Genomic DNA, 20238 nt, shown 5'->3' on the forward strand with positions numbered 1-20238 from the left:
ATGGTGGTTTACCGAGTTGAATGATGGATCATTACGGCCGAGGTTTCCTGTACTTTTTTGCGACCCGGCACTTCGACGTCACGCGTCGTAGTCGCGACGACACCCGGCCAGGGGCGCCGTGCGGGCCCGTTGCCGGTCACGGCGGCGGTAGGCCGTACGCATTGGGCTGCTGCGCGGCGATGGGGCTGTTGCTGCCCGGCATCGCCCTTTCGCAGGTGCCGAACGCGGGCCAGTCGATGCGCGAAATCGAATCCGTGCGCCCGGCGCTGCCGGTCGCGCCGGCACCCGAATTGAGCATCGAGCGCGGCGAGCAGGCCGCGCCCGTGACCGACGGGGCCGATGCGGGGCCGCGCGTGACGGTTCGCGCGTTCGCGATCGGCGGCAACCGGGTGTTCACGTCGGCGCAGCTCGAGGCGCTCGTCCAGGACCTGACCGGGCGGGAGCTGAGTTTCGGAGAGCTGCAGGCGGCGGCGGCGCGCATCACCTCCTATTACCGCGAGCACGGCTATGTGCTCGCGCGTGCCTATCTGCCGCGTCAGGACATCGACGACGGCATCGTCCGGATCGACGTGCTGGAAGGCCGCTACGACCGGATCGAACTCCATAACCGCTCGCGCGTGCTGGACAGCGTGGTGCGCCAGCCGTTGTCCGCGCTGCGTCCGGGCGAGGCAGTGCGCGGCGCCGATCTGGCGCGCAGCCTGCTGCTCGTCGGCGACCTGCCCGGCGTCGACGCCAAGGGCACGTTGCGTTCGGGGCGCTCGCAGGGCTCGACCGATCTGGTAATCGACGCCGACCCCGGACCGATCGCGACGGGAACGCTCGAGGCGGACAACTACGGCAATCTGTCGACCGGGCGCTACCGGCTCACGGGCAGCGTCGCGGTCAACTCGCCGCTGCGCATCGGCGACCGGCTCACGTTGCGCGGCATGGGAAGCGACGAACTCCAGCGCTATTACAGCGCGTCGTACCAGCTACCCGTCGGGCCGTGGTCCACGCGCGTCGGCGTCGGCTATTCGAATCTGCATTCGAAGGTCGGCGAAGGCTTCGAGGAACTCGATCTGCACAGCCGCGCCAACATCCAGAGCGCATTTGTCGTCCAGCCGCTGCTGCGCGGCCGCGCGTTCAACCTGAACGCGCAACTCCAATACGAGAACAAGAACCTTCACGACGACTATCGCGCGTTCCAAATACAGGACGACAAGAACGTCGGTCTATGGACTCTCACGCTGAGCGGCAACAGCGACGACGCATTGCTGGGCGGCGGCACCACCGCCTTCTCCGTTTCGGCCGGCGCGGGCCGTCTGCGCACCGCCGACGTCCTTGGAGCGCAGGGGTTCGTCAAGACGCGCGGCACCTTCAAGAAACTCGGCATCAGCGTGATGCGCCTTCAGGCGCTCGGCTCGCGCTTCCAGTTCTACACGCAGTTCAGCGGCCAGCTGTCGTCGGGCAATCTCGACGCGTCCGAGCAGTTCAGTCTGGGCGGCCCGTACGGCGTGCGCGCCTATACGCTCGGCTCGGGCAGCGGCGATCAGGGGTGGCAGGCGAGCGCGGAATTGCGTTATGCGGTGGCGCCCGGCTGGCGGGTCAGCACGTTCGTCGACGCCGGCCGGGTCGGCATCAACAAGCATCGCGTGTTCAAGGACACCAACATCATCCGCATGCAGGCCGCGGGGCTCGGCGCGGGATGGTACGGGAAGGGGCATCAAATCACGGTGGCGGCCGCATGGCCGTTCGCCTCCAGCGAAGGGCTGGCGTCGTCCGCCGGCTCTCCGCGAATCTGGTTTCAGGCGACTCAGTATTTCTGAGCGTCTGGACGAGCGCCTGCATTACGCAGGGTTTGGCAGTAAATACAACAAGGAAACCAAAGATGAACAAGGCTTATGCACTGGTCTGGAATCAAGCGAACGGATGCTGGAGCGTGGCGGGCGAGAACGCGCGTCGGCGCGGCAAGGCAGGAGGCCGCCGGGTAATCGCGGCGGCCGTGTCGCTGCTGGGCTTCGCGGCATCGAGCGCATATGCTCTGCCGACGGGCGCCGAGATCGTGTCGGGCAAGGGGGACTTCGCGACGTCGGCCGACAACAAGACGATGTCGATCAACCAGCATACGGACAAGCTGATCACGAACTGGCAGGACTTCAGCGTCGCCGGCGGCGAGCGCGTGTCGTTCAATCAGCCGACGAACCAGTCGCTGGCGCTGAACCGGGTGGTCGGTGCGAACGGCAGCAACATCGAAGGCCGCATCGATGCGAACGGCAAGGTGTTCCTGGTGAACCCGAACGGGGTGCTGTTCGGATCGGGCGCGCAAGTGAACGTGGGCGGCCTGGTGGCGTCGACGCGCGACATCTCGAACAAGGATTTCCTGGACGGCAACTTCCGCTTTACCGGTAAGTCGGCAGGCCAGGTGGTGAACCAGGGCACGATCACGGCGGCGGAAGGCGGCGGTGTCGCGCTGCTGGGCGCCCAGGTGGCGAACAACGGCGTGATCCAGGCGCAGATGGGCACGGTCGCGCTGGGCGCGGGCAATGACGTGAAGGTGAACTTCGACGGCAGCAAGCTGCTGAGCCTCGAGGTGAACGGCGCGGCGGTCGACGCGCTGGTGAGCAACGGCGGCCTGCTGAAGGCCGACGGCGGCCAGGTGCTGATGTCGGCACGCTCGGCGGACAACCTGCTGGGCACGGTGGTGAACAACAGCGGGACGATCGAGGCGAAGGGGCTGAAGAACGTCGCGGGCCGGATCACGCTGGACGGCGGCGAAGGCGCGGTGCAAGTGGCCGGTACGCTGGACGCGAGCACGCTGGCGGGCGCGGAAGGGCACGGCGCAGTGGTGACGAAGGGCGCCGCAGTGCGCGTAGCGGACACGGCGGCGGTCGACACGCGCGGGCACGATGGCGTGGCGGGCAAGTGGACGATCGAGTCGGCGAATGCCGGCGTGGGCAAGAGCGCCGCATCGCGCGCGCTCGTGATTGGCGGCCAGCAGGTCGGCGGTTCGGGCGGTTCGGATGCCGCGATCGGTGCGGACACGCTGGCGCGCAATCTCGGCACGACCAACGTCGAACTCGCTCGCACGACCGGCACGCTGAAGGTGGACGCGCCGGTTACCTGGAACAGCGACAACGGGCTGACGCTGACGTCGCGTCAAGGCGACGTGGAGCTGGGCGGGCCGGTGACGGCGACGGGCGACAACGCGGGCGTCACGGTGAACGCGGCGCAGCAGATCCGCGTGAACGACAAGCTGTCGCTGGGCGGCCGCAACGCGAGCCTCGAACTGAATCCGGGCAGCGGTCTGGCGGTGAACGGCAACGGCGCCGTCACGCTGTCGGGTGCGAATGCGTCGTATCGTTCGAACGGCGACGCGTATCGCGTGATCAACAGCGTCGATCAACTGCGTTCGATCGACAACGACCTGTCGGGCCGCTACGTGCTCGGCAGCGCAATCGACGGCGGTGGCCGCCAGTTCCGGAGCATCGGCAATGACCGCACGTTCTTCGGCAAGTTCGACGGCCTGGGCAACACGGTCAGCAACGTATCGGTGTACGGCACCGGCCCGTTCATCGGCCTGTTCTCGGTGAACTCCGGCTACATCGGCAACCTGAAGCTCGCGTCGGTGAACGTGACGGGCGCGCAATCGTACACGGGCAACGGGCCGGCGCTGATCGGCAGCCTCGCGGGCGTGAATACGGACACCGGTGTCATTTCCAACGTGAACGCGACGAACGTGGTAGTGAACGGCGGGACGTCGCGCATGCAGGTGCTGGGCGGTCTCGTGGGCTCCAACCTCGGCGGCGACATCGATCGGTCGTCGGTCACGGGGCGCATCGCGGGCAGCTGGGCCACGTTGGCGATGGGCGGGCTCGTCGGCGAAAGCTACACGATTGCGGGCCGTCCGGAGAAGCTGGGGACGATCAGCAACAGCTCGGCCAATACGACCATTTCGGGTGGGGTCGCGGATCAGAGCTGGGTCTACGGCGGCGTGGGCGGCCTGGTCGGCGTTAACCGAGGTGCCGTGATCTCGAATTCGAGCAGCGCGGGAAGCATCACGCTGGCGCAGACGAATGCGAAGGTGGGCGGTCTGGTCGGCGTGAACAGCGTGAACGGTAAGGTCGGCACGGGCGCGATCGACAATTCGTCGTCGAGCGTCAACGTCACCGTCAGCGGCCGTAACGGCAGCATCGGTGGTCTGGTGGGCGATAACGACGTCGGCACGAGCATCGCCAATTCGTCGGCGAGCGGCACTGTGCGCGGCGCCGGCGGCTCCGTGATCGGCGGGCTCATCGGCGTGAACCGCGGTTCGCTCTCGAATGTGTCGGCGAGCGGCGCGGTCAACAGCACCGCGTCCGGCTCCACCATCGGCGGCCTCATTGGCCGGCATCTTCTCGGCACGGTCGCCAATGGAACGGCGTCAGGCAATGTGTCGGGCGTCGGCTCGGCCGCGATCGGCGGTCTCGTGGGCGTGAACGAGGGCACCCTGGCGAACGGAACGGCCACGGGCAACGTGACCGACAAGTCGGCAGCGCTTATCGGTGGCCTCGTGGGTCAAAACAAGGGGCAAATCACGGTGGGGATCGCACGCGGCGACGTAACCAGCGGCGGAGCCAGCCAAATCGGTGGTCTGGTCGGCAATAACGACAAGGGCACGATTTCCGGATCGGAGGCTCACGGCCAGGTGACGGGCGGCGCTTTCAGCCTCGCGGGCGGTCTCGTCGGCGTCAACACGGGTGTCGTCGGCGGGTCCAGCGCGACCGGTAACGTGAGCGCTGGCATGAAGAGCACCGCAGGCGGCCTCGTCGGCATGAACGGCGGCACCATCGCGGGTGGCAAGGCGTCAGGCAAGGTCGTAGCGGGCGATTCCGCGAACGTCGGCGGTCTGGCCGGCAAGAACGCGAACGGAGACATTGCGAATAGCGAGGCGTCCGGCAAGGTGGAGGCCGGCAACTCCGCGTACGCCGGCGGCCTGGTCGGCCACAACGACGGCCGCGTGTCCAAGTCGAACGCATCCGGCGCGGTGAGCGCCGGTATGAATAGCGTTGTAGGCGGCCTGATCGGCATGAATGACATGGCGGGCCGTGTTGCGGGTAGCACGGCGACTGGCAACGTGACGGGCGGCAATTATGCGAACGTCGGCGGTCTGGTCGGCACCAACGGCAACTTCGTGTCGGAGTCGGAATCGTCGGGCACGGTGAGCGGCGGTGTCGGCGCGCGCCTCGGCGGTCTCGTCGGCATGAACGTGGGCACGCTGCATAAGGGCTCCACGAGCAGCCGCATCAACTATGTCCCGGGGTATAACCAGCTCTACGGTGGTCTGGCTGGCGTGAACTACGGGCGTATTGAGTCGAGCGTGGCAACCGGCCCGGCCGCGGCGGTGCAACAGGTCGGTGTTGGCCGTCCGGTTGGCCTTGCGTCCCGGTAAGCGCATCGGTCTCGACGCGGGGGGCGGGCTTTTCGCCGGCCCCCCGCGAAGCTGACCGTCGCTTATCGTAGTCACTGAAGGCGGGGCATCGGAGTGATCCGGTGCCCCGCCTTCGTCGTTCATCAGCGCGACTCCAGCGGGCCGGCGTAGCGGGGCCGCGTGCCCGGCTGTCTGTCTGGATCACGCAACCATCGAAGGCGGGCGGCAGCGGAGGCATCCGCGGCGGGCGCACATCGATGCACGCATGGGGCTCGGCAATTCGCCGCACATCCCGAGGCATGTCGCAATACGGCAGCCAACCTGTCTCGGGTATGCTGGTGTCTTCCGGTGGCTTCGATCGAGAGGGGACTATGCGGCGTGTTGTGTTCAACCAGAAGGGGGGCGTGGGCAAATCGACGATCGTCTGTAATCTGGCGGCGATCAGCGCCAGCGAGGGGATGCGCACGCTTGTCGTCGATCTCGATGCACAGGCGAACTCGACGCAATATCTGCTCGGCGACCGGGCGGCCGAAGTCGGTCCGACTGCCGCTGATTTCTTCGAAACCGCGCTGACGTTCAACTTCCGGCCGGTCGATACCGCGTCGTTCATTCATCGGACCCCATTCGAGAACCTCGATGTGATGCCCGCGCATCCGGATCTCGACACGCTGCACGGCAAGCTCGAGTCGCGCTACAAGATCTACAAGCTGCGCGACGCGCTGAACGAGCTCGACACCTATGACGCCGTCTATATCGACACGCCGCCCGCGCTGAACTTCTACACGCGCTCGGCGCTGATCGCGGTCGAGCGCTGCCTGATTCCGTTCGACTGCGACGACTTCTCGCGCCGCGCGCTGTACACGCTGCTCGATAACGTGAAGGAAATCCAGCAGGACCATAACGCGGCGCTCGAGGTCGAAGGGATCATCATCAACCAGTTCCAGCCGCGTGCAAGCCTGCCGCAGCGGCTGGTCGACGAGCTCATCGACGAAGGGTTGCCGGTGCTGGCGTCGCGGCTGTCGGCATCGGTGAAGATCCGCGAGTCGCATCAGCAGTCGACGCCGGTGATCCATCTCGAGCCGGCACACAAGCTCGCGCAGGAGTTTCGCGCGCTCCATCGCGAGCTGGTCGGGTGAGGCATCGCCACCATGCGCGGCAATTCATCTGATAATTGAATTCATTGTTAATAATTCATATTCCGATTCCGGAAATAATCACGATAACGATTTCAGAATAAAACCTAAGAAAAACGATTACATGGATGGTTTTTTCTGTTTTCATGCGCACCTATTTTCAAATAACGGAAATGGTGATAGGGTAAATATTGCCGATTGGCGCGGTGCGCGAAGGTGTACAAATGTAAAAGTCTTTTTAGAGCGGGGCGTTGCGGGGCGACCCCATTAGGCGCGCCGCGGCCGCCAGGCGATCATTTCAACCCTTAAGGGTTTTCACCTAGCATTAATGCCATTTAATTGACAATTAATGCACCTAAAATGCGTTCTTCAACTTCTCGCATTCAATGCCGTCTGCGGGTTGAAAATAAGGGAGCAGGCCTCCGATCTGACTTCCGTTTTTCTTTGTGTCGTTTCTCGCAAATTGCCAACAGGAGCGTACCCGATGTCCGTATTTGCCCCCGAAAAATTCGCCGCCGATTATCAGTCCGGGATCGCCGCATGGTTCGCGCTTGCCCGTCCGGCGATCAACGGTTTCGAGGCTGTCGTCGAACTCAATGTACAAGCGGCCAAGACGGCGCTCGAAGAGTACGAGGACAAGCTGAAGAACGCGTTCAACACCAGCAACCCGGCCGCGGGATTCGCGCAGCAGGTCGCCGTCCCGCAGGAAGCGGCCGGTAAGGCCATCGCGTACGGCCGCCACCTGTTCGACATCGCGGTGTCGACGCAGGCCGAGTGGGCGAAGGTCGCGCAGGTTCAGTACGAGCAGAACGACAAGCGCGTGAAGGACGTGTTCGGCGAACTGTCGAAGCACGCGCCGGCCGGTTCGGCCCCGGTGGTCGCCGCGCTGAACTCGGCGCTGTCCGCGGCGACGGCCGCGGCCGATTCCGTGCGCGCAGCGACGGGGCAGGCGATCGAGGCCGCGCAAAGCGGTTTCGATGCGGTCAGCGAAACGACGGCGCGCGGTGCCAAGCAGACGGCCACCGCCGCACGCAAGGAAGCGGCTTCGCGCGACTCGGCTGCATGAGCGCGTGTCGCGCGCAGGCGCGACATGAGTGAGGAGTGAGCGGCGCCGGAAGGCGCCGGCCGCCGCGTGTGCCGCGTGGCGGCCGGCAACCCTCCGGCTCGCCGCGGCGTGCCCGGGAACGGCCGGAACACGCGGATGTGCCGCGCGCATGCGCGCGAACGTGCAGCCGCATCGCGAGCCGCGCGGCGCTCATGCGCCCGCACCGGCCGCAGTGCCGTACCGGCACCGGCACACAATTCGGATCGACCCACTGATTTCAAAGCAGGAACTGAACATGACGGACGTAGTGATCGTATCGGCCGCGCGGACCGCGGTCGGCAAATTCGGCGGCTCGCTCGCGAAGATCGCGGCACCGGAACTTGGCGCGACGGTGATTCGCGCGGTGCTGGAGCGCTCGGGCGTGAAGCCCGAGCAGGTGAGCGAAGTGATCATGGGCCAGGTGCTGGCGGCGGGCTCGGGGCAGAACCCGGCGCGTCAGTCGCTGATCAAGGCCGGCCTGCCGAGCGCGGTGCCGGGCATGACGATCAACAAGGTGTGCGGCTCGGGCCTGAAGGCCGTGATGCTGGCGGCGAACGCGATCGCGGCGGGCGACGCGGAGATCGTGATCGCCGGCGGCCAGGAAAACATGAGCGCGGCGCCGCACGTGCTGCCGGGCTCGCGCGACGGGTTCCGGATGGGTGACGCGAAGCTGGTCGACACGATGATCGTCGACGGCCTGTGGGACGTGTACAACCAGTACCACATGGGCATCACGGCGGAGAACGTCGCGAAGGAATACGGGATCACGCGCGACGAGCAGGACGCGTTCGCGGCGCTGTCGCAGAACAAGGCGGAAGCCGCGCAGAAGGCCGGCCGCTTCAACGACGAGATCGTGCCGGTGTCGATTCCGCAGCGCAAGGGCGAGCCGCTGCAGTTCGCGACCGACGAGTTCGTGCGTCACGGCGTGACGGCGGAGTCGCTGGCCGGGCTGAAGCCGGCGTTCGCGAAGGACGGCTCGGTGACGGCGGCGAACGCGTCGGGGCTGAACGACGGCGCGGCGGCGGTGCTGGTGATGTCGGCGCAGAAGGCGGCGGCGCTGGGCCTGACGCCGCTTGCGCGGATCAAGGCGTATGCGAATGCGGGCGTGGATCCGAGCGTGATGGGCATGGGTCCGGTGCCGGCCTCGCGCCGTGCGCTGGAGCGCGCGGGCTGGACGCCGGGCGACCTGGACCTGATGGAAATCAACGAGGCCTTCGCGGCGCAGGCGCTGGCGGTGCACAAGCAAATGGGCTGGGACACGTCGAAGGTGAACGTGAACGGCGGGGCGATCGCGATCGGCCACCCGATCGGCGCGTCGGGCTGCCGGATCCTGGTGACGCTGCTGCACGAGATGGTCAAGCGCGATGCGAAGCGCGGGCTGGCGTCGCTGTGCATCGGCGGCGGGATGGGTGTCGCACTCGCGGTCGAGCGCGGTTGAGCCGGGCCTGACGATCAAGCACGCGTGCGGCGCAGGCCTGCGCCGCGCACGCGCGAAGCAGCTTTCGCGCGCAACGAGCAACCCGCAACAGGCGTGATGTTCCGGTGCGCGCCGCGTCGGCAACGCGGGCGCGCGCGCATCGAAGCGGTGGGGCGGCGGCATGTGCCATGTCGCCGCCGCGCACCATTGATTACTTTTCTTCTCGGTAACTAATAGGATGACTAAGCGAATTGCAGTTGTGACAGGTGGGATGGGCGGTCTTGGCGAAGCGATCAGCATCCGGTTGAACGACGCTGGCTACCAGGTCGTTGTCACGTATTCGCCGAACAATACCGGTGCCGATCGCTGGCTGACCGAGATGCACACGGCCGGTCGCGAATTCCACGCGTATCCGGTGGACGTGGCCGATTACGATTCGTGCCAGCAATGCATCGAGAAAATCGTCCGGGAAGTCGGCCCGGTCGACATCCTGGTGAACAACGCGGGCATCACGCGCGACATGACGCTGCGCAAGCTCGACAAGGTCAACTGGGACGCGGTGATCCGCACCAATCTCGATTCCGTGTTCAACATGACGAAGCCGGTTTGCGACGGCATGGTCGAGCGCGGCTGGGGGCGCATCGTCAACATCGCGTCGGTCAACGGCTCGAAGGGTTCGATCGGCCAGACCAACTACGCGGCCGCGAAGGCCGGCATGCACGGCTTCACGAAATCGCTCGCGCTCGAGACCGCGCGCAAGGGCGTGACGGTGAACACCGTGTCGCCGGGCTATCTCGCGACGAAGATGGTCACGGCGATCCCGCAGGACATCCTCGATACGAAGATCCTCCCGCAGATTCCGGCGGGCCGGCTCGGCAAGCCCGAGGAAGTCGCGGCGCTGGTCGCGTATCTGTGCTCGGAGGACGCCGGCTTCGTGACGGGCTCCAACATCGCGATCAACGGCGGCCAGCACATGCACTGACGCGCGCGGCGGCCCGGGCGGCGTTCGCGCAAGTCCGGGCCGTGCTCCCGCTGTATCCAGCGCCGGGGCGACGCGCACGCGCGCGGTGATGGATCACGGACGCAGGTTCGCCGCACATGCGGCGGGCCGCATGCGCCCGCGCTCCGGCCACCGCGTCGCGGCATGCGTGCCGCACCGGCCTCGCATTCCGGAGGAGGCATGGGTGAAACCTGGATGGGACTCGCGATCGGCGGCTCGGCACTGGCCGTCGCGCTGACGATGGCGATCGCGCTTCACTGGCTCGAGCGGCGCCGTGCACGGCTGCTGCGAAATTTCGATCATCGCGATTGCCGGTTCGTCGCATACGGCAAGTGCTTCGCACGCAGGCCGGCGCGCCGCACGCGCAGCGGCGTGCGCTGACGGTGGCGGTGCGGCAGCGGCGCACTCGAGCGTCGTGCCGCATCCCGCGCATCCTGCCTGCGGTGCGCGGGACGCTCACCCTCAATCGCCCTTCTGCGCGCCTTCGCCCGAATCATTCTTGTGGAAGATTCGCTTCGTCGTGCGCTTGGTCGCATCCCAGCCCTCGCGCGATACATGCGCGATGCCGTGGCCGACCGTCTTCGCGGCGCTCGCGGTCGCATGGCCGAAGCTGCGCGCGGCCTCGCCGGTCTTGTGCGCGGCTTCCTTCGAATCGCGCTTGATGTCCTGCTTCACTTCCGACATGTCCGCGGGCGCGATCGGGCTGATCAGCGCGAGAACGATTGCGCTGCAAATGAACTGACGTGCTTTCACGACCTGGTTTCCTTGGGCAAATTCATCGGGGGCCTGCGTGGCCGACCTGTGGCGGAACGCGTGCGCCGGCCGCCGATGCATCGAGCATCACCGCGGCTCGGCCGCTGAGCAGCACGCGATCGCCGCAGCGCAGCGCGAAGCCGTACAGCACGGAATGGTCGTCGCCGCCGATGCGTTCGGCGTCGACGATCAGCGGCAGCGCGAACGTGTCGAGCCGATCGACGAACGCGTCGACGTTGCGCACGCTCGCGAGATAGCCGGCGCGCGGCCGCGCGTGTTCCATCTGTTCCTGTTGCGTATTGAGCAGCGCGCCGTGCACGGCCATCGCCTGCGCCGCATATTCGATTCCGCAGACCGACGCGAGCCGGCCGCGCGAGCGCAGCGGGTTGTGCGGATCGCAGTGGCTCGTCGCGCTGCAGCGGATGCGCGCGGCATCCCATGCTTCGACCTGATCGAGCACGCACATCGCGCCGTCGTGCGGAATGTGCGCGGCGATCCATGCGCGATCGAGCGTCGCCGGCGGCATCGGCATCGGCGTCGAGACGGGCGCCGTCATCGCGCGTGCTCCGCAGCCACATCCGGCGGCGCGATATCGACCTGCACGCGTGCGTCTTCCAGATAGTCGAGCACGACGCGCGTCGCGCGCCGTGCGGCGAGTGCTTCGAGCAGCGGCAGCGCACGCGCGGCCGGATTGCCGGCGCGCAGCGCGTCGAGTTCGCGGTTCGCGAGCGTCGTCGCCGGCGCATCGGTCAGCTGCACGTCGATGCGCGCGAGCGTGCGTTCGCTTGCGTCGGGCGCGAACACGAACGCGACGCCGAATGCGTCGACGATCGGCCGCACCGCGCGCAGCGGCTCCGGATAGTCGGTGTCGTAGGCGATCAGCAGGCTCGGCACGCGATCGACCGAGACCTGGCACAGGCTCTCGAGCAGGCCCGCGGCAAAGCTGCCGTCGTGCGCGCACAGCACGTTCGACGTCGCCATTGCACGGGTGGCGATGCTCCAGTAGCCGGCCGGCGCGTTGTGCACGGAGTTGTGAAAGCGCGTGGGCGACAGGTGGCGGTCGTCGCCGGCGAGGGTCTCGCAGATCGCGTGGCAATTCTGGCCGTCGCCGCCGGACGCGCTAAATACGGTCGCGAGCGTGGCGGCATCGCGACCGCTCGCGGCTGCCGCTTCGAGCCCGACCGCGAGCGCGACGCGCACCACGGGGCCGGTGCGGCGACGTTCCGCCGGCGGCAGGCCGGCCGGCGGCGGCAGCACGGTGCGCGCGCTCGCATAGGCCGCGCGGCCCGCCAGCACGTCGGCCGCGTGCGGCCAGTCGTTCAGTCCCGGCCCGACGAGGCCGACGCTTTCGATGAAGGCGGTGAGTGTCATGTCGGCTCCCGGCGGCGGGCGTGCTCGGCGCGGCCGAGGATCAGGCTGCAATTCGTGCCGCCGAAGCCGAACGAATTGGACAGGACCGCACGCAGGTGCGCGTCGCGGCTCGCGAGCACGTAGTCGGCGGCGAGCGCCGGGTCGGCTTGCGTCGTGTTGACGCCGGCCGGCACGAACTGCTCGCGCAGCGCGAGCGCGGCGATGACTGCTTCGAGCGCGCCGGCGGCGCCGAGCGTGTGACCGGTCGCTCCCTTCGTCGAGCTGCACGGCGTGCGGGCGAGCAGCGCGCCCACGGCGCGGCTTTCGGCGGCGTCGTTGCTGGGCGTCGCCGTGCCGTGCAGGTTCACGTAGTCGATGTCGCCCGCCTCGAGGCGGGCCGATGCGAGCGCCTGTTCGATCGCGAGGCGCGCGCCGAGCCCGTCCGGATGCGGCGACGACATGTGATGCGCATCGCTCGATTCGCCGACGCCGAGCAGCAGGATCGCGTCGTCGTCGAGCGCGGCGGGTGCCTGCGGCACGCGTTCGAGCAGTGCGAACGCGGCGGCCTCGCCGATCGAGATGCCGTCGCGCGCGACGTCGAACGGACGGCACGGCTTGCGCGACAACAGTTCGAGCGAATTGAAGCCGTACAGCGTCGTCAGGCACAGCGAATCGACGCCGCCGACGACGGCCGCATCGATCAGCCCCGCTTCGATCATCCGGCGCGCGGAGCCGAATACCTTCGCGCCGGACGAACACGCGGACGAGATCGCCATCGCCGGCCCGCGCAGCGCGAAATACGCGCGCACGAATGCGGCCGGCGAATACGGATTGTGGGTGTGCGCATAGCGGAATCCGGCGGGCAGTGCGCCGCTCGCCGGATCGCGTTGCTCGTACGCGCGTTCGGTCTCGAGGATGCCGGAGGTGCTCGTGCCGAGGAACACGCCGACGCGTGCGGCGCCATGGCGCGACACGGCCGCCGCGACGCGCGCGTCGAAGCCGTCCTGGACGAGGCCGAGCTGCGCGAGGCGGTTGTTGCGGCAGTCGAAATCGGCGAGATCCGCGCGCACGGGCCCTGCATCGACGCCGTCCACCGAGCCGATCCAGGTGTCGAGTTCGGCGCGCTCGAAGTCGCACGGCGTGAGCGCGCCGCGTGCGTGGCGCAGCGCGTCGAGGGTCGCGTCGAGGCCGCGGCCGATGCAGCTGGTGGCGGTGAAGTGCGAGAGCAGGAGAGGTTTCACGAGGGTCGCATCCGGTGGCCGGAACGGGCGCCGCAGCAGGGCTGACGGGCGCGCCGGGCATGGTCAGATTTTATCAAACGGGGGTGCCGGCATCCCCGGCTGGCCGGGCGGTTCGGGCGGTTCGGGCGTGAGCACGGCACGCAGCGTGGTCCACTGCAACCGCGCATCGGCGGCCGCGCGCAGCAGCGCCGGCAGCACGTCGAGCACGACCGGTTCGCCGCGCGCATCGCGCGCCGCATGGCCGTCATGCACGAGCAGGATGTCCTGGGGCGCGAGGCCGTTCAGCAGGCGGCGCGCGACGGTGTCCGCATCGTGCTCGCGCGTGTCGAAGCCGCGTCGCGTCCAGCTGGCGAGTTGCAGGCCGAACTCGCAGAGCACCGGCTCGAGAAACGGATTGCGCAGGCCGGCGGGCGCGCGGAAGAAGCGCGGTCGCGTGCCGGCGATCTCGGTCAGCGTCTGCTGCGCGGCGGCGATTTCGCGCCGCAGCGCGGCGGGGCCCGACAGCGAGAACGTATGCCGGTGCCGCTGGCTGTGGTTCTCGACCGCGTGGCCGCGCGCGACGATCGCTTCGATCCACTGCGGATGGCGTCGCGCGAGGTCGCCGATGCAGAAGAACGTCGCGCGTGCATCGTAACGATCGAGCAGGTCGAGCACGCGCGGCGTGACGTCGGGGTCCGGGCCGTCGTCGATCGTCAGCGCGATCCGGCGGCCGGCGCCGGCCGGCAGCCGCGTCCAGTTCGGCCCGAGCAATGCGCTGCGCGGCCACAGGCCGGCAGCCGTCAGCGCGAGATGCGAGGCGACCACGCCGCCGGCGGCCCACGGCCACGCGGCCGGCTGCGAGACGACCGCCGCGAGCGCGCCCGCATGCAGCGCGGCCGTGCCCGCGATCAGCGGCGTCGGTTTCCAGCGGCGCGCGTCGCCAGGCTGCAGCGGTGAAACGGATGACGACGCGTTCATGCGTGAGCTCCTGTCGGATCATGGGGACGGCCGTTCGCGGCCGCGGCGCGCGGCGCGAGAATCGCCGCGAACGCCAGCGCGAGCATCGCGCCGGGGCCGACGGTCAGCCCGAAGGTTTCGAGCAGCGGCACACGCGACAGCGCGAGCAGGCCGAAGCCGGCGACCGTCGCGAGGTTCGCGACCAGCAGTGATACGAGCGTGTACGGCGTGACGGGTTGTGCGTCGTCGCGCTTGCAGAAGAACAGCGCATAGTTCGAGCCGACCGCGACGATCAGCAGCATCCCGACGAGGTGCAGGATCGTCAGCGGCACGCCGGCGAGCGCGAAGCCGGCCGTCACCACGAACACGGCCGCGACGAGCGGCGCGAGTGCACGCACGACGCGGCGCGGCGAGCGCCGCGCGATCAGCAGCAGCACGGCGATCGCCGCGAAACCCGCGAGCGACAGCCGGATGTCCTCGTGCACGTAGTTCACGTACAGGCGGTCGGCCTCGGCTTTCATGTCGACGAACAGCGCGTCGGGTACGCCGGCGCGCGCGACGGCCGCGCGGATCGGCGCGGCATCGAGTGCCGGCGCGGCCGTCGACGCGGTGCGCGCGGCGTCCGGCGCGCGCAGCGGCAGCATCGCGCTCCAGCGGCCCGCTCGCTCGGTCAGCAGCGCGTCGACGGCGAGCGCCATCGACGTGCCGCGCAGGTCGGCGCGCGTGAGCAGCGGCGCGTGGCGCGCGGCCTCGACATCGGCGACGAATGGTGCAAACAACTCGGCCCTGACTGAGATCGGCTGGTTTGCGACGGCCGCGCGCATGCGCGCGACAAGCTCGTAGGCCTCCGGCAGGCTCGCCTGGCGTGCGCGCTGCGCGGCGTCGCTCGGCAGGTAGCGCGCGGGACTTTCGAAGCCCGCGAGCGCGCCGCGATCGACGAGCGGCTGCAAGTGCGCGGCGACCCGTTCCGCGCGTTCGAGCGCGGCCTGTTCGGTCGGCGCGGAAATCACGACGAGGTAGCGCACGTCCGGTGCACCGACATCGGCGCGCAGGCGCGCGTCGAGTGCCTGCGCGCGGGCGGGAACCGGGCTGAGCGCCGCGAGCTCGCGGCTCCACAGGCCATCGCGATGCAGCACGAGCGTCGCGCACGCGGCGAGCACGAGCACGGCGAGCGGCCAGCGCAGCCGCGGCGCCGCGGCGGCCGCACGCGCGAGCACCGCGCCGATGCGTGACACGTCGCGAATCGCTACGTGCTCGCCGCGCAGGTGCGGCAGCACGTAGCGCGTGACGAGCGCGGCGGCCGTCAGCCCGACGATCGAATAGAGCCCGAGCTGCACGAGGCCCGGAAAGCCCGAGAACAGCATCGATGCGAAGCCGCACACGGACGTGAGCACGCCGAGCCGGATCGTCGGCCAGTATGCGGCGAGCCACGCGCGCATCGCGTCGGCGGGCCGCGCGGCGCCGCGCGAGCCGGCCTGCGACGATTGCACGAACAGGTAGATCGAATAGTCGACGGCCTCGCCGATCAGCGTCGTGCCGAAGCCGAGCGTCAGCCCGTGGACCGTGCCGAACGCGACGCTGACCGCCGCGATGCCGGCCGCGATGCCCGTCAGCACCGGCAGCAGCCCCAGCGCGAGCGTGCGCGGCGAGCGGTACAGCGTCAGCAGCAGCGCGACGATCAGCACGATGCTCGCGCTCGACAGCCGCTCGACGTCGTGCCGGATCGTGTCGCGCGTGTCGACCGAGAACACGCCGGGGCCGGCCATCGCGAGCGTGTATGCGGCCGGGTTCGGCAGCGCTTGCGTCGCGGCGGAGAACGCGCGGCGCACCGCGTCGATCGCGCGTGCCTGCGCGTCGGTGTCGGAGCCGGCGGCGGCCGTCTGCACGACGAGCACCGCGCGCGTGCCGTCGCGCGACGCCCACACGCCGTCGCGCACGGCGGGCTGCGCGCCGCTGTCGAGCTGGTCGACGAGCGCGGTCACTTCGCCGGTCGGGTCGCGCGGCAGCATCGCCTTCGCGACGAGGCCCGCCGACGAGCCCAGCAGGTCGAGGCTGTCGCCGAGCGCCTGGTGCAGGCCGTCCGCGCTGAAGCGTTGCGGCGTGACGGCCGGGCTCAGCAGGTAGCGATGATCGAACACGAACTGCCGGTCGCGTGCATCGTTCACGGCCTCGCCGTTGTTGATCGCCGAGAATTGCCGGTCGGCGCGCAGCGTGCCGGCGACGCGCCGCGACAGCGCGGCGCGCGTGGCCGGGTCGCCGCCGTCGATCGCGACGAGGATCAGCCGCGACACGATGCCGTCGCGCAGTTGCTCGACGAGCACGCGCTGCCCGGCGCTCGGCGCGCGCGGCAGGAACGCGGACAGGTCGGCCGTGAAATTCGCGCGGGCGATCGCGATCGCGCATGCGACGAGCGCGAGCAGCCACACGAGCACCGCGCGTTGCCGCCACGCGGGCAGGCGCCGGGTGACAGGAGCGGTCGGCCGGGTGCGTTCGTCCATCAGTTCGCCGGGACGGGTTGCAGGCGCATCGTCGAATGGTCGCCGTCGGCCTGCCGGATCGCGACGCTGCGCAACACGTCGCGCGTGCCGTCGAGCGTGATCGTGCTGACGACCTTCAGCATCCGCGAATCGAGCGGCGTGAGCGTCAGCGTCCAGTCGTCGCCACGGCCGGCGAGCGCGACCTTGTACACCTGCTCGAGCGCGTAGCGGTTGCCGGCGAGCGTCGCGCGGATGCTGTCGATGAAGGCGCCGAGCTCGGGGTAGCGCGCGAGCGCGAGCGTGAATTTGCGGTTGTTGCGCTCGACGGTGAGCATGTCGCCGTCGACCACGAGGTGTTCGGGCTTCGGGCTCAACGTGTGCTTCTCGAGATGGTCGGGCGCGACGAACACGAGCTCGCCCGACGATTCGAGCGGCTGCGCGGCGATCGACAGCGTCTTCGTCTCGGTGAACGTGGCACGCCCGGACTTGTGCTGCGCGAGCGTCGACATCAGCCGGTCGAGGGTCCATGCCGAACCGGTGTCGGCCGCGTGCGCGGGCAGCGCGAGCGCGACGGCGGCCGCGACGGCGAACAGGCGCGCGGCGCGGCGCGGCGCGAGCCGGAACGACGGCGGGATCGGCAGTTGGAACGGCGACAGGAAGCGGCGAACAGCGGTCATGCGTCGGAATCCCTCGGGGTGGACAGCCCGGTGCACGCGCGCGCATCGTCGCGGCGCGCGGCGGCGTCGCCGGTCTGCCAGAAATCGAAATAGTTGAACCAGTTGTACGGCGCCGCACGGCAATACCGGTCGAGCAGCGCGACGTAGCGCGCGAGCGCCGCATCGACGGCCGCCGCGCGCGTGTCGCGGCGCACGTCGGAGAAATCGGCGAGTGTCTCGAAGTGCACATCGTAGCGATTGCCGTCGCGATAGAGGCCGGTCATGAACAGCACCGGGCGCCGCAGCATCGCGGCCATGTAGAGCGGCCCGAGCGGGAACGCGGCCGGCGCGCGGAGCAGCGGCAGCCGCCGCATCGACGCGGCCGCGTCGTCGTGCAGCGTGCGGTCGGCGAGCATCCCGACCATGCAGTTCGCGTCGAGGCGCTCGCGCACCTTCAGCATCGAGTCGACCTGCCCGAGCGGAATCACTTCCGGCTTCGCGGCCGGATTCACGGCGGCGAGCGTCGCGTTGATCTTGCGCGCGTTCTCTTCGAACATCGTGACGACGACGCGCAGGTCCGGACGCGTGCGACCGATCGCCCGCACGACTTCGAAGCTGCCGAGATGCGCGCCCATCAGGACTGCGCCGCGCCCGCCGGCGAGCGCGTCGTCCACCCGCGTTTCGCCGTGCAGCCGGATGTCGAACAGGTCGAAGCGGCCGTTCATCAGGTAGATGCGGTCGTGGATGGTCGCCGCGAACGTGAAGACGTGCCGGTACACGTCGCGCCAGCGCGCCGGACGCCCGAGCACGCGATGCAGGTAGTCGCGCGACGCCGCGCGGGCGACCGGCGAGAACAGCACGAAATAGGCCGCGATGGCGTGCAGCACGGCGCGCGACGGCCGCCGGCCGAACCGCAGCGAGATCCAGGTCATCGCGCGCAGCAGCCCCGCGTTGCTGCGTTCCTCGCGCTCGGCCCATGCGGTGCGCTTCATGGCTGCGCGCCGTCCCGTGCGGCGGGCGGCGCGGACAGCACGCCGGTCGCCACGTCGCGCGCGCCGGCGCGCAGCGTGAAGCGGATCGCACCGCCGGCCGCCGCATCGAACGCGAGATCGAGCGGTTCGCCGGGCGCGACCGGGCTCAGGAATTTCGCGGAAGCCAGCCGCCACGTATCCAGCGGGCGGTTCAGCGATGCGCCGAGCGCGGCGATCGCGTGATCGAGCAGCACGACGCCCGGCACGATCGGATGACCGGGGAAATGACCGGGCAGCGCCGGGTGATCGGCGGGAATCGTGAACGCGAGCGGCGCATCCGTCTCGCTGCGATTGCGCGCGTCGGCCGCGGCGGCGCGCGTGTGCCGTGCGACGAGCGCGGCGAGCACGTCGCGCGGCAGCTTGCCCGTTTCGTTGCGCGGCAACGCATCGACGAACACGAGCGGACGCGGCATGAACGCGGGATCGATCCGTTCGCGCAGCGCGCGCTGCAGAGCTGCCGCGGCGAGCGTCGGGGCGACCACGAGCGCGACGAGGCGCGTGACCGCGTCGCGGGCCGCATCGGCGTCGGCCGGCGCGGCTTCGTCCGGCATGAAGAACACGCCGTCGACGACGCCGGCAATCGCATTCAATTGATGATTCAGATAGGCGAGCGACGTGCGCTTGCCGGCGATGTTGACGAGGTCCGCCTTGCGGCCGTGCAGCAGGAACCGGCCGTCGCCGAGCAGCTCGATCGCGTCGCCCATCGGCACCGGAGCCTCGACGTGTCCGCCCGATACCCACACGGTCGCGCCGCTGTCGTCGCCCGCGGCGTCGCGATCCGGCGCGTCATGTGCGTCACGCGCATCACGCGCATCGAGCCGGATGTCCGCGAACAGTTGCCAGGTCGCGCCCCGCGACGTGCGGCGCGTCGCGATCTGGCCGGTCTCGGTGCTGCCGTAGATCTCGACGAGCGGCGCGTCGAGCGCGGCCTCGGCTTCGCACGCGAGTTTTTCCGACAGCGGCGCGGTGGCCGACAGCACGAGCGCGGCCGGCGGCAGCGCATGGCCGGCCGACAGCAGCGCGCGCAGGTGGATCGGCGACGTGACGAGCACGCGCGGCTGCGGGATCGCGCCGAGTTCGTCGCGAATGTCGACCGGATAGAACGGCTGGCGGTTGCTGAACGCGAGGCCGCCGATCAGCGCGAGCAGCACCGTCGACTCGAAGCCGTACATGTGCTGCGCGGGCACGGTGCCGATCAGCGTGGCCGCGCGGCCGTCGAGCAGGCCGAGGCGGTCGGCCGCGGCGCGCACGCAGCCGACCAGGAAGCCCCAGGTCTTGCGGTGCGGCACCGGCGCGCCGGTCGAGCCGGAGGTGAACACGTACGCCATGATCCGCGCCGCGTCGATCTGCGGCACCACGCAGGGTGCGTCGTCGGGGAGGTCGCCGGCGGCGGTGTCCGGATACGCGAAGCGGGGCAGGTCGATCATGCAGTCCGGCGCGTCGTGCAGGCAGAATGCGTCCGGTGCGAACGACGCGAGCTGGCGCACCATCTCCGGCGTGTGCGTCGACGGCAGCAGGCTGATCCTGCCGGAGACGAGCGCCGCGCACAGGCTGACCGCAAAGCGGTAGCGGTCGCGGCACACGTTGAACACGTGGCCGCCGGCGGGCAGGGCGGCGGCCACGCGCGCGACGTCGGCGACGAACGCGCGCACGGTGACGGGCGTGCCGTCGCGCCAGGCGATCGTCTGGTCCGGCGAGGAATGGAATACCAGCGGGTGAGTCGGCATAAATCGGCGAGAGCGGGAAGCGGTGACCGACGCGGCCGCGATGCGGC

16 protein-coding genes are annotated in these 20238 nt (G+C 69.3%); 7 read left to right on the plus strand and 9 right to left on the minus strand.

Going from position 1 to position 20238, the window contains the following annotated elements; all coding sequences use genetic code 11:
• Nucleotides 1-179: 179 nt before the first annotated feature.
• From SB786_RS11805 to SB786_RS11835, 7 genes are all read left to right on the plus strand, one after another.
• The gene (locus SB786_RS11805) at nucleotides 180-1805 is read left to right on the plus strand and encodes a ShlB/FhaC/HecB family hemolysin secretion/activation protein (RefSeq protein ID WP_410727610.1); all 1626 of its coding nucleotides are present in this window, start codon (nucleotides 180-182) and stop codon (nucleotides 1803-1805) included.
• Entirely contained in the window at nucleotides 1724-5407 is a 3684-nt protein-coding gene (locus SB786_RS11810; RefSeq protein WP_410727611.1) for a GLUG motif-containing protein, read from the plus strand. Before SB786_RS11805 ends, SB786_RS11810 begins: the two co-directional genes overlap by 82 nt.
• Before the next feature lie 350 nt (nucleotides 5408-5757).
• On the plus strand, nucleotides 5758-6522 hold the full coding sequence (locus tag SB786_RS11815; protein WP_410727612.1) for a ParA family protein: 765 nt from the start codon (nucleotides 5758-5760) through the stop codon (nucleotides 6520-6522).
• Between the two features lie 481 nt (nucleotides 6523-7003).
• Complete coding sequence (phaP, locus tag SB786_RS11820) at nucleotides 7004-7585, plus strand: TIGR01841 family phasin (RefSeq protein WP_410727613.1); 582 nt, start codon at nucleotides 7004-7006, stop codon at nucleotides 7583-7585.
• 274 nt (nucleotides 7586-7859) lie between these two features.
• Nucleotides 7860-9041, plus strand: a complete 1182-nt coding sequence (locus SB786_RS11825; protein ID WP_410727614.1) for an acetyl-CoA C-acetyltransferase — start codon at nucleotides 7860-7862, stop codon at nucleotides 9039-9041.
• A 217-nt stretch (nucleotides 9042-9258) separates the two neighbouring features.
• Entirely contained in the window at nucleotides 9259-10002 is a 744-nt protein-coding gene (gene phbB, locus SB786_RS11830) for an acetoacetyl-CoA reductase (RefSeq protein ID WP_410727615.1), read from the plus strand.
• Between the two features lie 198 nt (nucleotides 10003-10200).
• Nucleotides 10201-10401: a hypothetical protein gene (locus SB786_RS11835; protein ID WP_410727616.1), complete on the plus strand. Its 201-nt coding sequence runs from the start codon at nucleotides 10201-10203 to the stop codon at nucleotides 10399-10401.
• Between the two features lie 81 nt (nucleotides 10402-10482).
• Here the strand turns inward: SB786_RS11835 and SB786_RS11840 are convergent, their stop codons facing one another.
• The 9 genes from SB786_RS11840 to SB786_RS11880 form a co-directional block, all read right to left on the minus strand.
• On the minus strand, nucleotides 10483-10773 hold the full coding sequence (locus SB786_RS11840; RefSeq protein ID WP_410727617.1) for a hypothetical protein: 291 nt from the start codon (nucleotides 10771-10773) through the stop codon (nucleotides 10483-10485).
• 22 nt (nucleotides 10774-10795) lie between these two features.
• A complete protein-coding gene (locus tag SB786_RS11845) occupies nucleotides 10796-11329 on the minus strand; it encodes a hotdog family protein (RefSeq protein ID WP_410727618.1) in 534 nt (177 codons plus the stop codon).
• Complete coding sequence (locus SB786_RS11850) at nucleotides 11326-12144, minus strand: beta-ketoacyl synthase chain length factor (protein ID WP_410727619.1); 819 nt, start codon at nucleotides 12142-12144, stop codon at nucleotides 11326-11328. Before SB786_RS11850 ends, SB786_RS11845 begins: the two co-directional genes overlap by 4 nt.
• Nucleotides 12141-13364, minus strand: a complete 1224-nt coding sequence (locus tag SB786_RS11855) for a beta-ketoacyl-[acyl-carrier-protein] synthase family protein (RefSeq protein WP_410727620.1) — start codon at nucleotides 13362-13364, stop codon at nucleotides 12141-12143. Before SB786_RS11855 ends, SB786_RS11850 begins: the two co-directional genes overlap by 4 nt.
• A 63-nt stretch (nucleotides 13365-13427) precedes the next feature.
• The gene (locus tag SB786_RS11860) at nucleotides 13428-14321 is read right to left on the minus strand and encodes a polysaccharide deacetylase family protein (RefSeq protein ID WP_410727621.1); all 894 of its coding nucleotides are present in this window, start codon (nucleotides 14319-14321) and stop codon (nucleotides 13428-13430) included.
• The gene (locus SB786_RS11865) at nucleotides 14318-16798 is read right to left on the minus strand and encodes an MMPL family transporter (RefSeq protein ID WP_410727622.1); all 2481 of its coding nucleotides are present in this window, start codon (nucleotides 16796-16798) and stop codon (nucleotides 14318-14320) included. Before SB786_RS11865 ends, SB786_RS11860 begins: the two co-directional genes overlap by 4 nt.
• Entirely contained in the window at nucleotides 16798-17454 is a 657-nt protein-coding gene (locus tag SB786_RS11870) for an outer membrane lipoprotein carrier protein LolA (RefSeq protein WP_410727623.1), read from the minus strand. Before SB786_RS11870 ends, SB786_RS11865 begins: the two co-directional genes overlap by 1 nt.
• Nucleotides 17451-18425 carry an acyl-CoA synthetase gene (locus SB786_RS11875; RefSeq protein WP_410727624.1) on the minus strand — a complete coding sequence of 325 codons (975 nt, stop codon included), beginning with the start codon at nucleotides 18423-18425 and terminating at the stop codon, nucleotides 17451-17453. The genes SB786_RS11870 and SB786_RS11875 overlap by 4 nt, the downstream gene beginning before the upstream one ends.
• Nucleotides 18422-20191 (minus strand): AMP-binding protein, encoded by a 1770-nt coding sequence (locus tag SB786_RS11880; protein ID WP_410727625.1) that lies wholly within the window; start codon nucleotides 20189-20191, stop codon nucleotides 18422-18424. Before SB786_RS11880 ends, SB786_RS11875 begins: the two co-directional genes overlap by 4 nt.
• Nucleotides 20192-20238: the final 47 nt, after the last annotated feature.

The sequence above is a fragment of the Burkholderia sp. SIMBA_062 genome, assembly GCF_046534765.1.
In the GTDB taxonomy this organism is placed as follows: Bacteria; Pseudomonadota; Gammaproteobacteria; order Burkholderiales; family Burkholderiaceae; genus Burkholderia; species Burkholderia ambifaria.

Excerpts from the sequence above, each read along its gene's own strand:
- SB786_RS11880 (WP_410727625.1), bottom strand. The coding sequence starts at position 20,191 with ATGCCGACTCACCCGCTGGTATTCCATTCCTCGCCGGACCAGACGATC.
- SB786_RS11805 (WP_410727610.1), top strand. The coding sequence starts at position 180 with ATGGGGCTGTTGCTGCCCGGCATCGCCCTTTCGCAGGTGCCGAACGCG.
- SB786_RS11825 (WP_410727614.1), top strand. The coding sequence starts at position 7,860 with ATGACGGACGTAGTGATCGTATCGGCCGCGCGGACCGCGGTCGGCAAA.
- SB786_RS11870 (WP_410727623.1), bottom strand. The coding sequence starts at position 17,454 with ATGACCGCTGTTCGCCGCTTCCTGTCGCCGTTCCAACTGCCGATCCCG.
- SB786_RS11875 (WP_410727624.1), bottom strand. The coding sequence starts at position 18,425 with ATGAAGCGCACCGCATGGGCCGAGCGCGAGGAACGCAGCAACGCGGGG.
- SB786_RS11835 (WP_410727616.1), top strand. The coding sequence starts at position 10,201 with ATGGGTGAAACCTGGATGGGACTCGCGATCGGCGGCTCGGCACTGGCC.
- SB786_RS11850 (WP_410727619.1), bottom strand. The coding sequence starts at position 12,144 with ATGACACTCACCGCCTTCATCGAAAGCGTCGGCCTCGTCGGGCCGGGA.
- SB786_RS11860 (WP_410727621.1), bottom strand. The coding sequence starts at position 14,321 with ATGAACGCGTCGTCATCCGTTTCACCGCTGCAGCCTGGCGACGCGCGC.
- SB786_RS11865 (WP_410727622.1), bottom strand. The coding sequence starts at position 16,798 with ATGGACGAACGCACCCGGCCGACCGCTCCTGTCACCCGGCGCCTGCCC.
- phbB (WP_410727615.1), top strand. The coding sequence starts at position 9,259 with ATGACTAAGCGAATTGCAGTTGTGACAGGTGGGATGGGCGGTCTTGGC.
- SB786_RS11815 (WP_410727612.1), top strand. The coding sequence starts at position 5,758 with ATGCGGCGTGTTGTGTTCAACCAGAAGGGGGGCGTGGGCAAATCGACG.
- phaP (WP_410727613.1), top strand. The coding sequence starts at position 7,004 with ATGTCCGTATTTGCCCCCGAAAAATTCGCCGCCGATTATCAGTCCGGG.
- SB786_RS11845 (WP_410727618.1), bottom strand. The coding sequence starts at position 11,329 with ATGACGGCGCCCGTCTCGACGCCGATGCCGATGCCGCCGGCGACGCTC.
- SB786_RS11810 (WP_410727611.1), top strand. The coding sequence starts at position 1,724 with ATGGCCGTTCGCCTCCAGCGAAGGGCTGGCGTCGTCCGCCGGCTCTCC.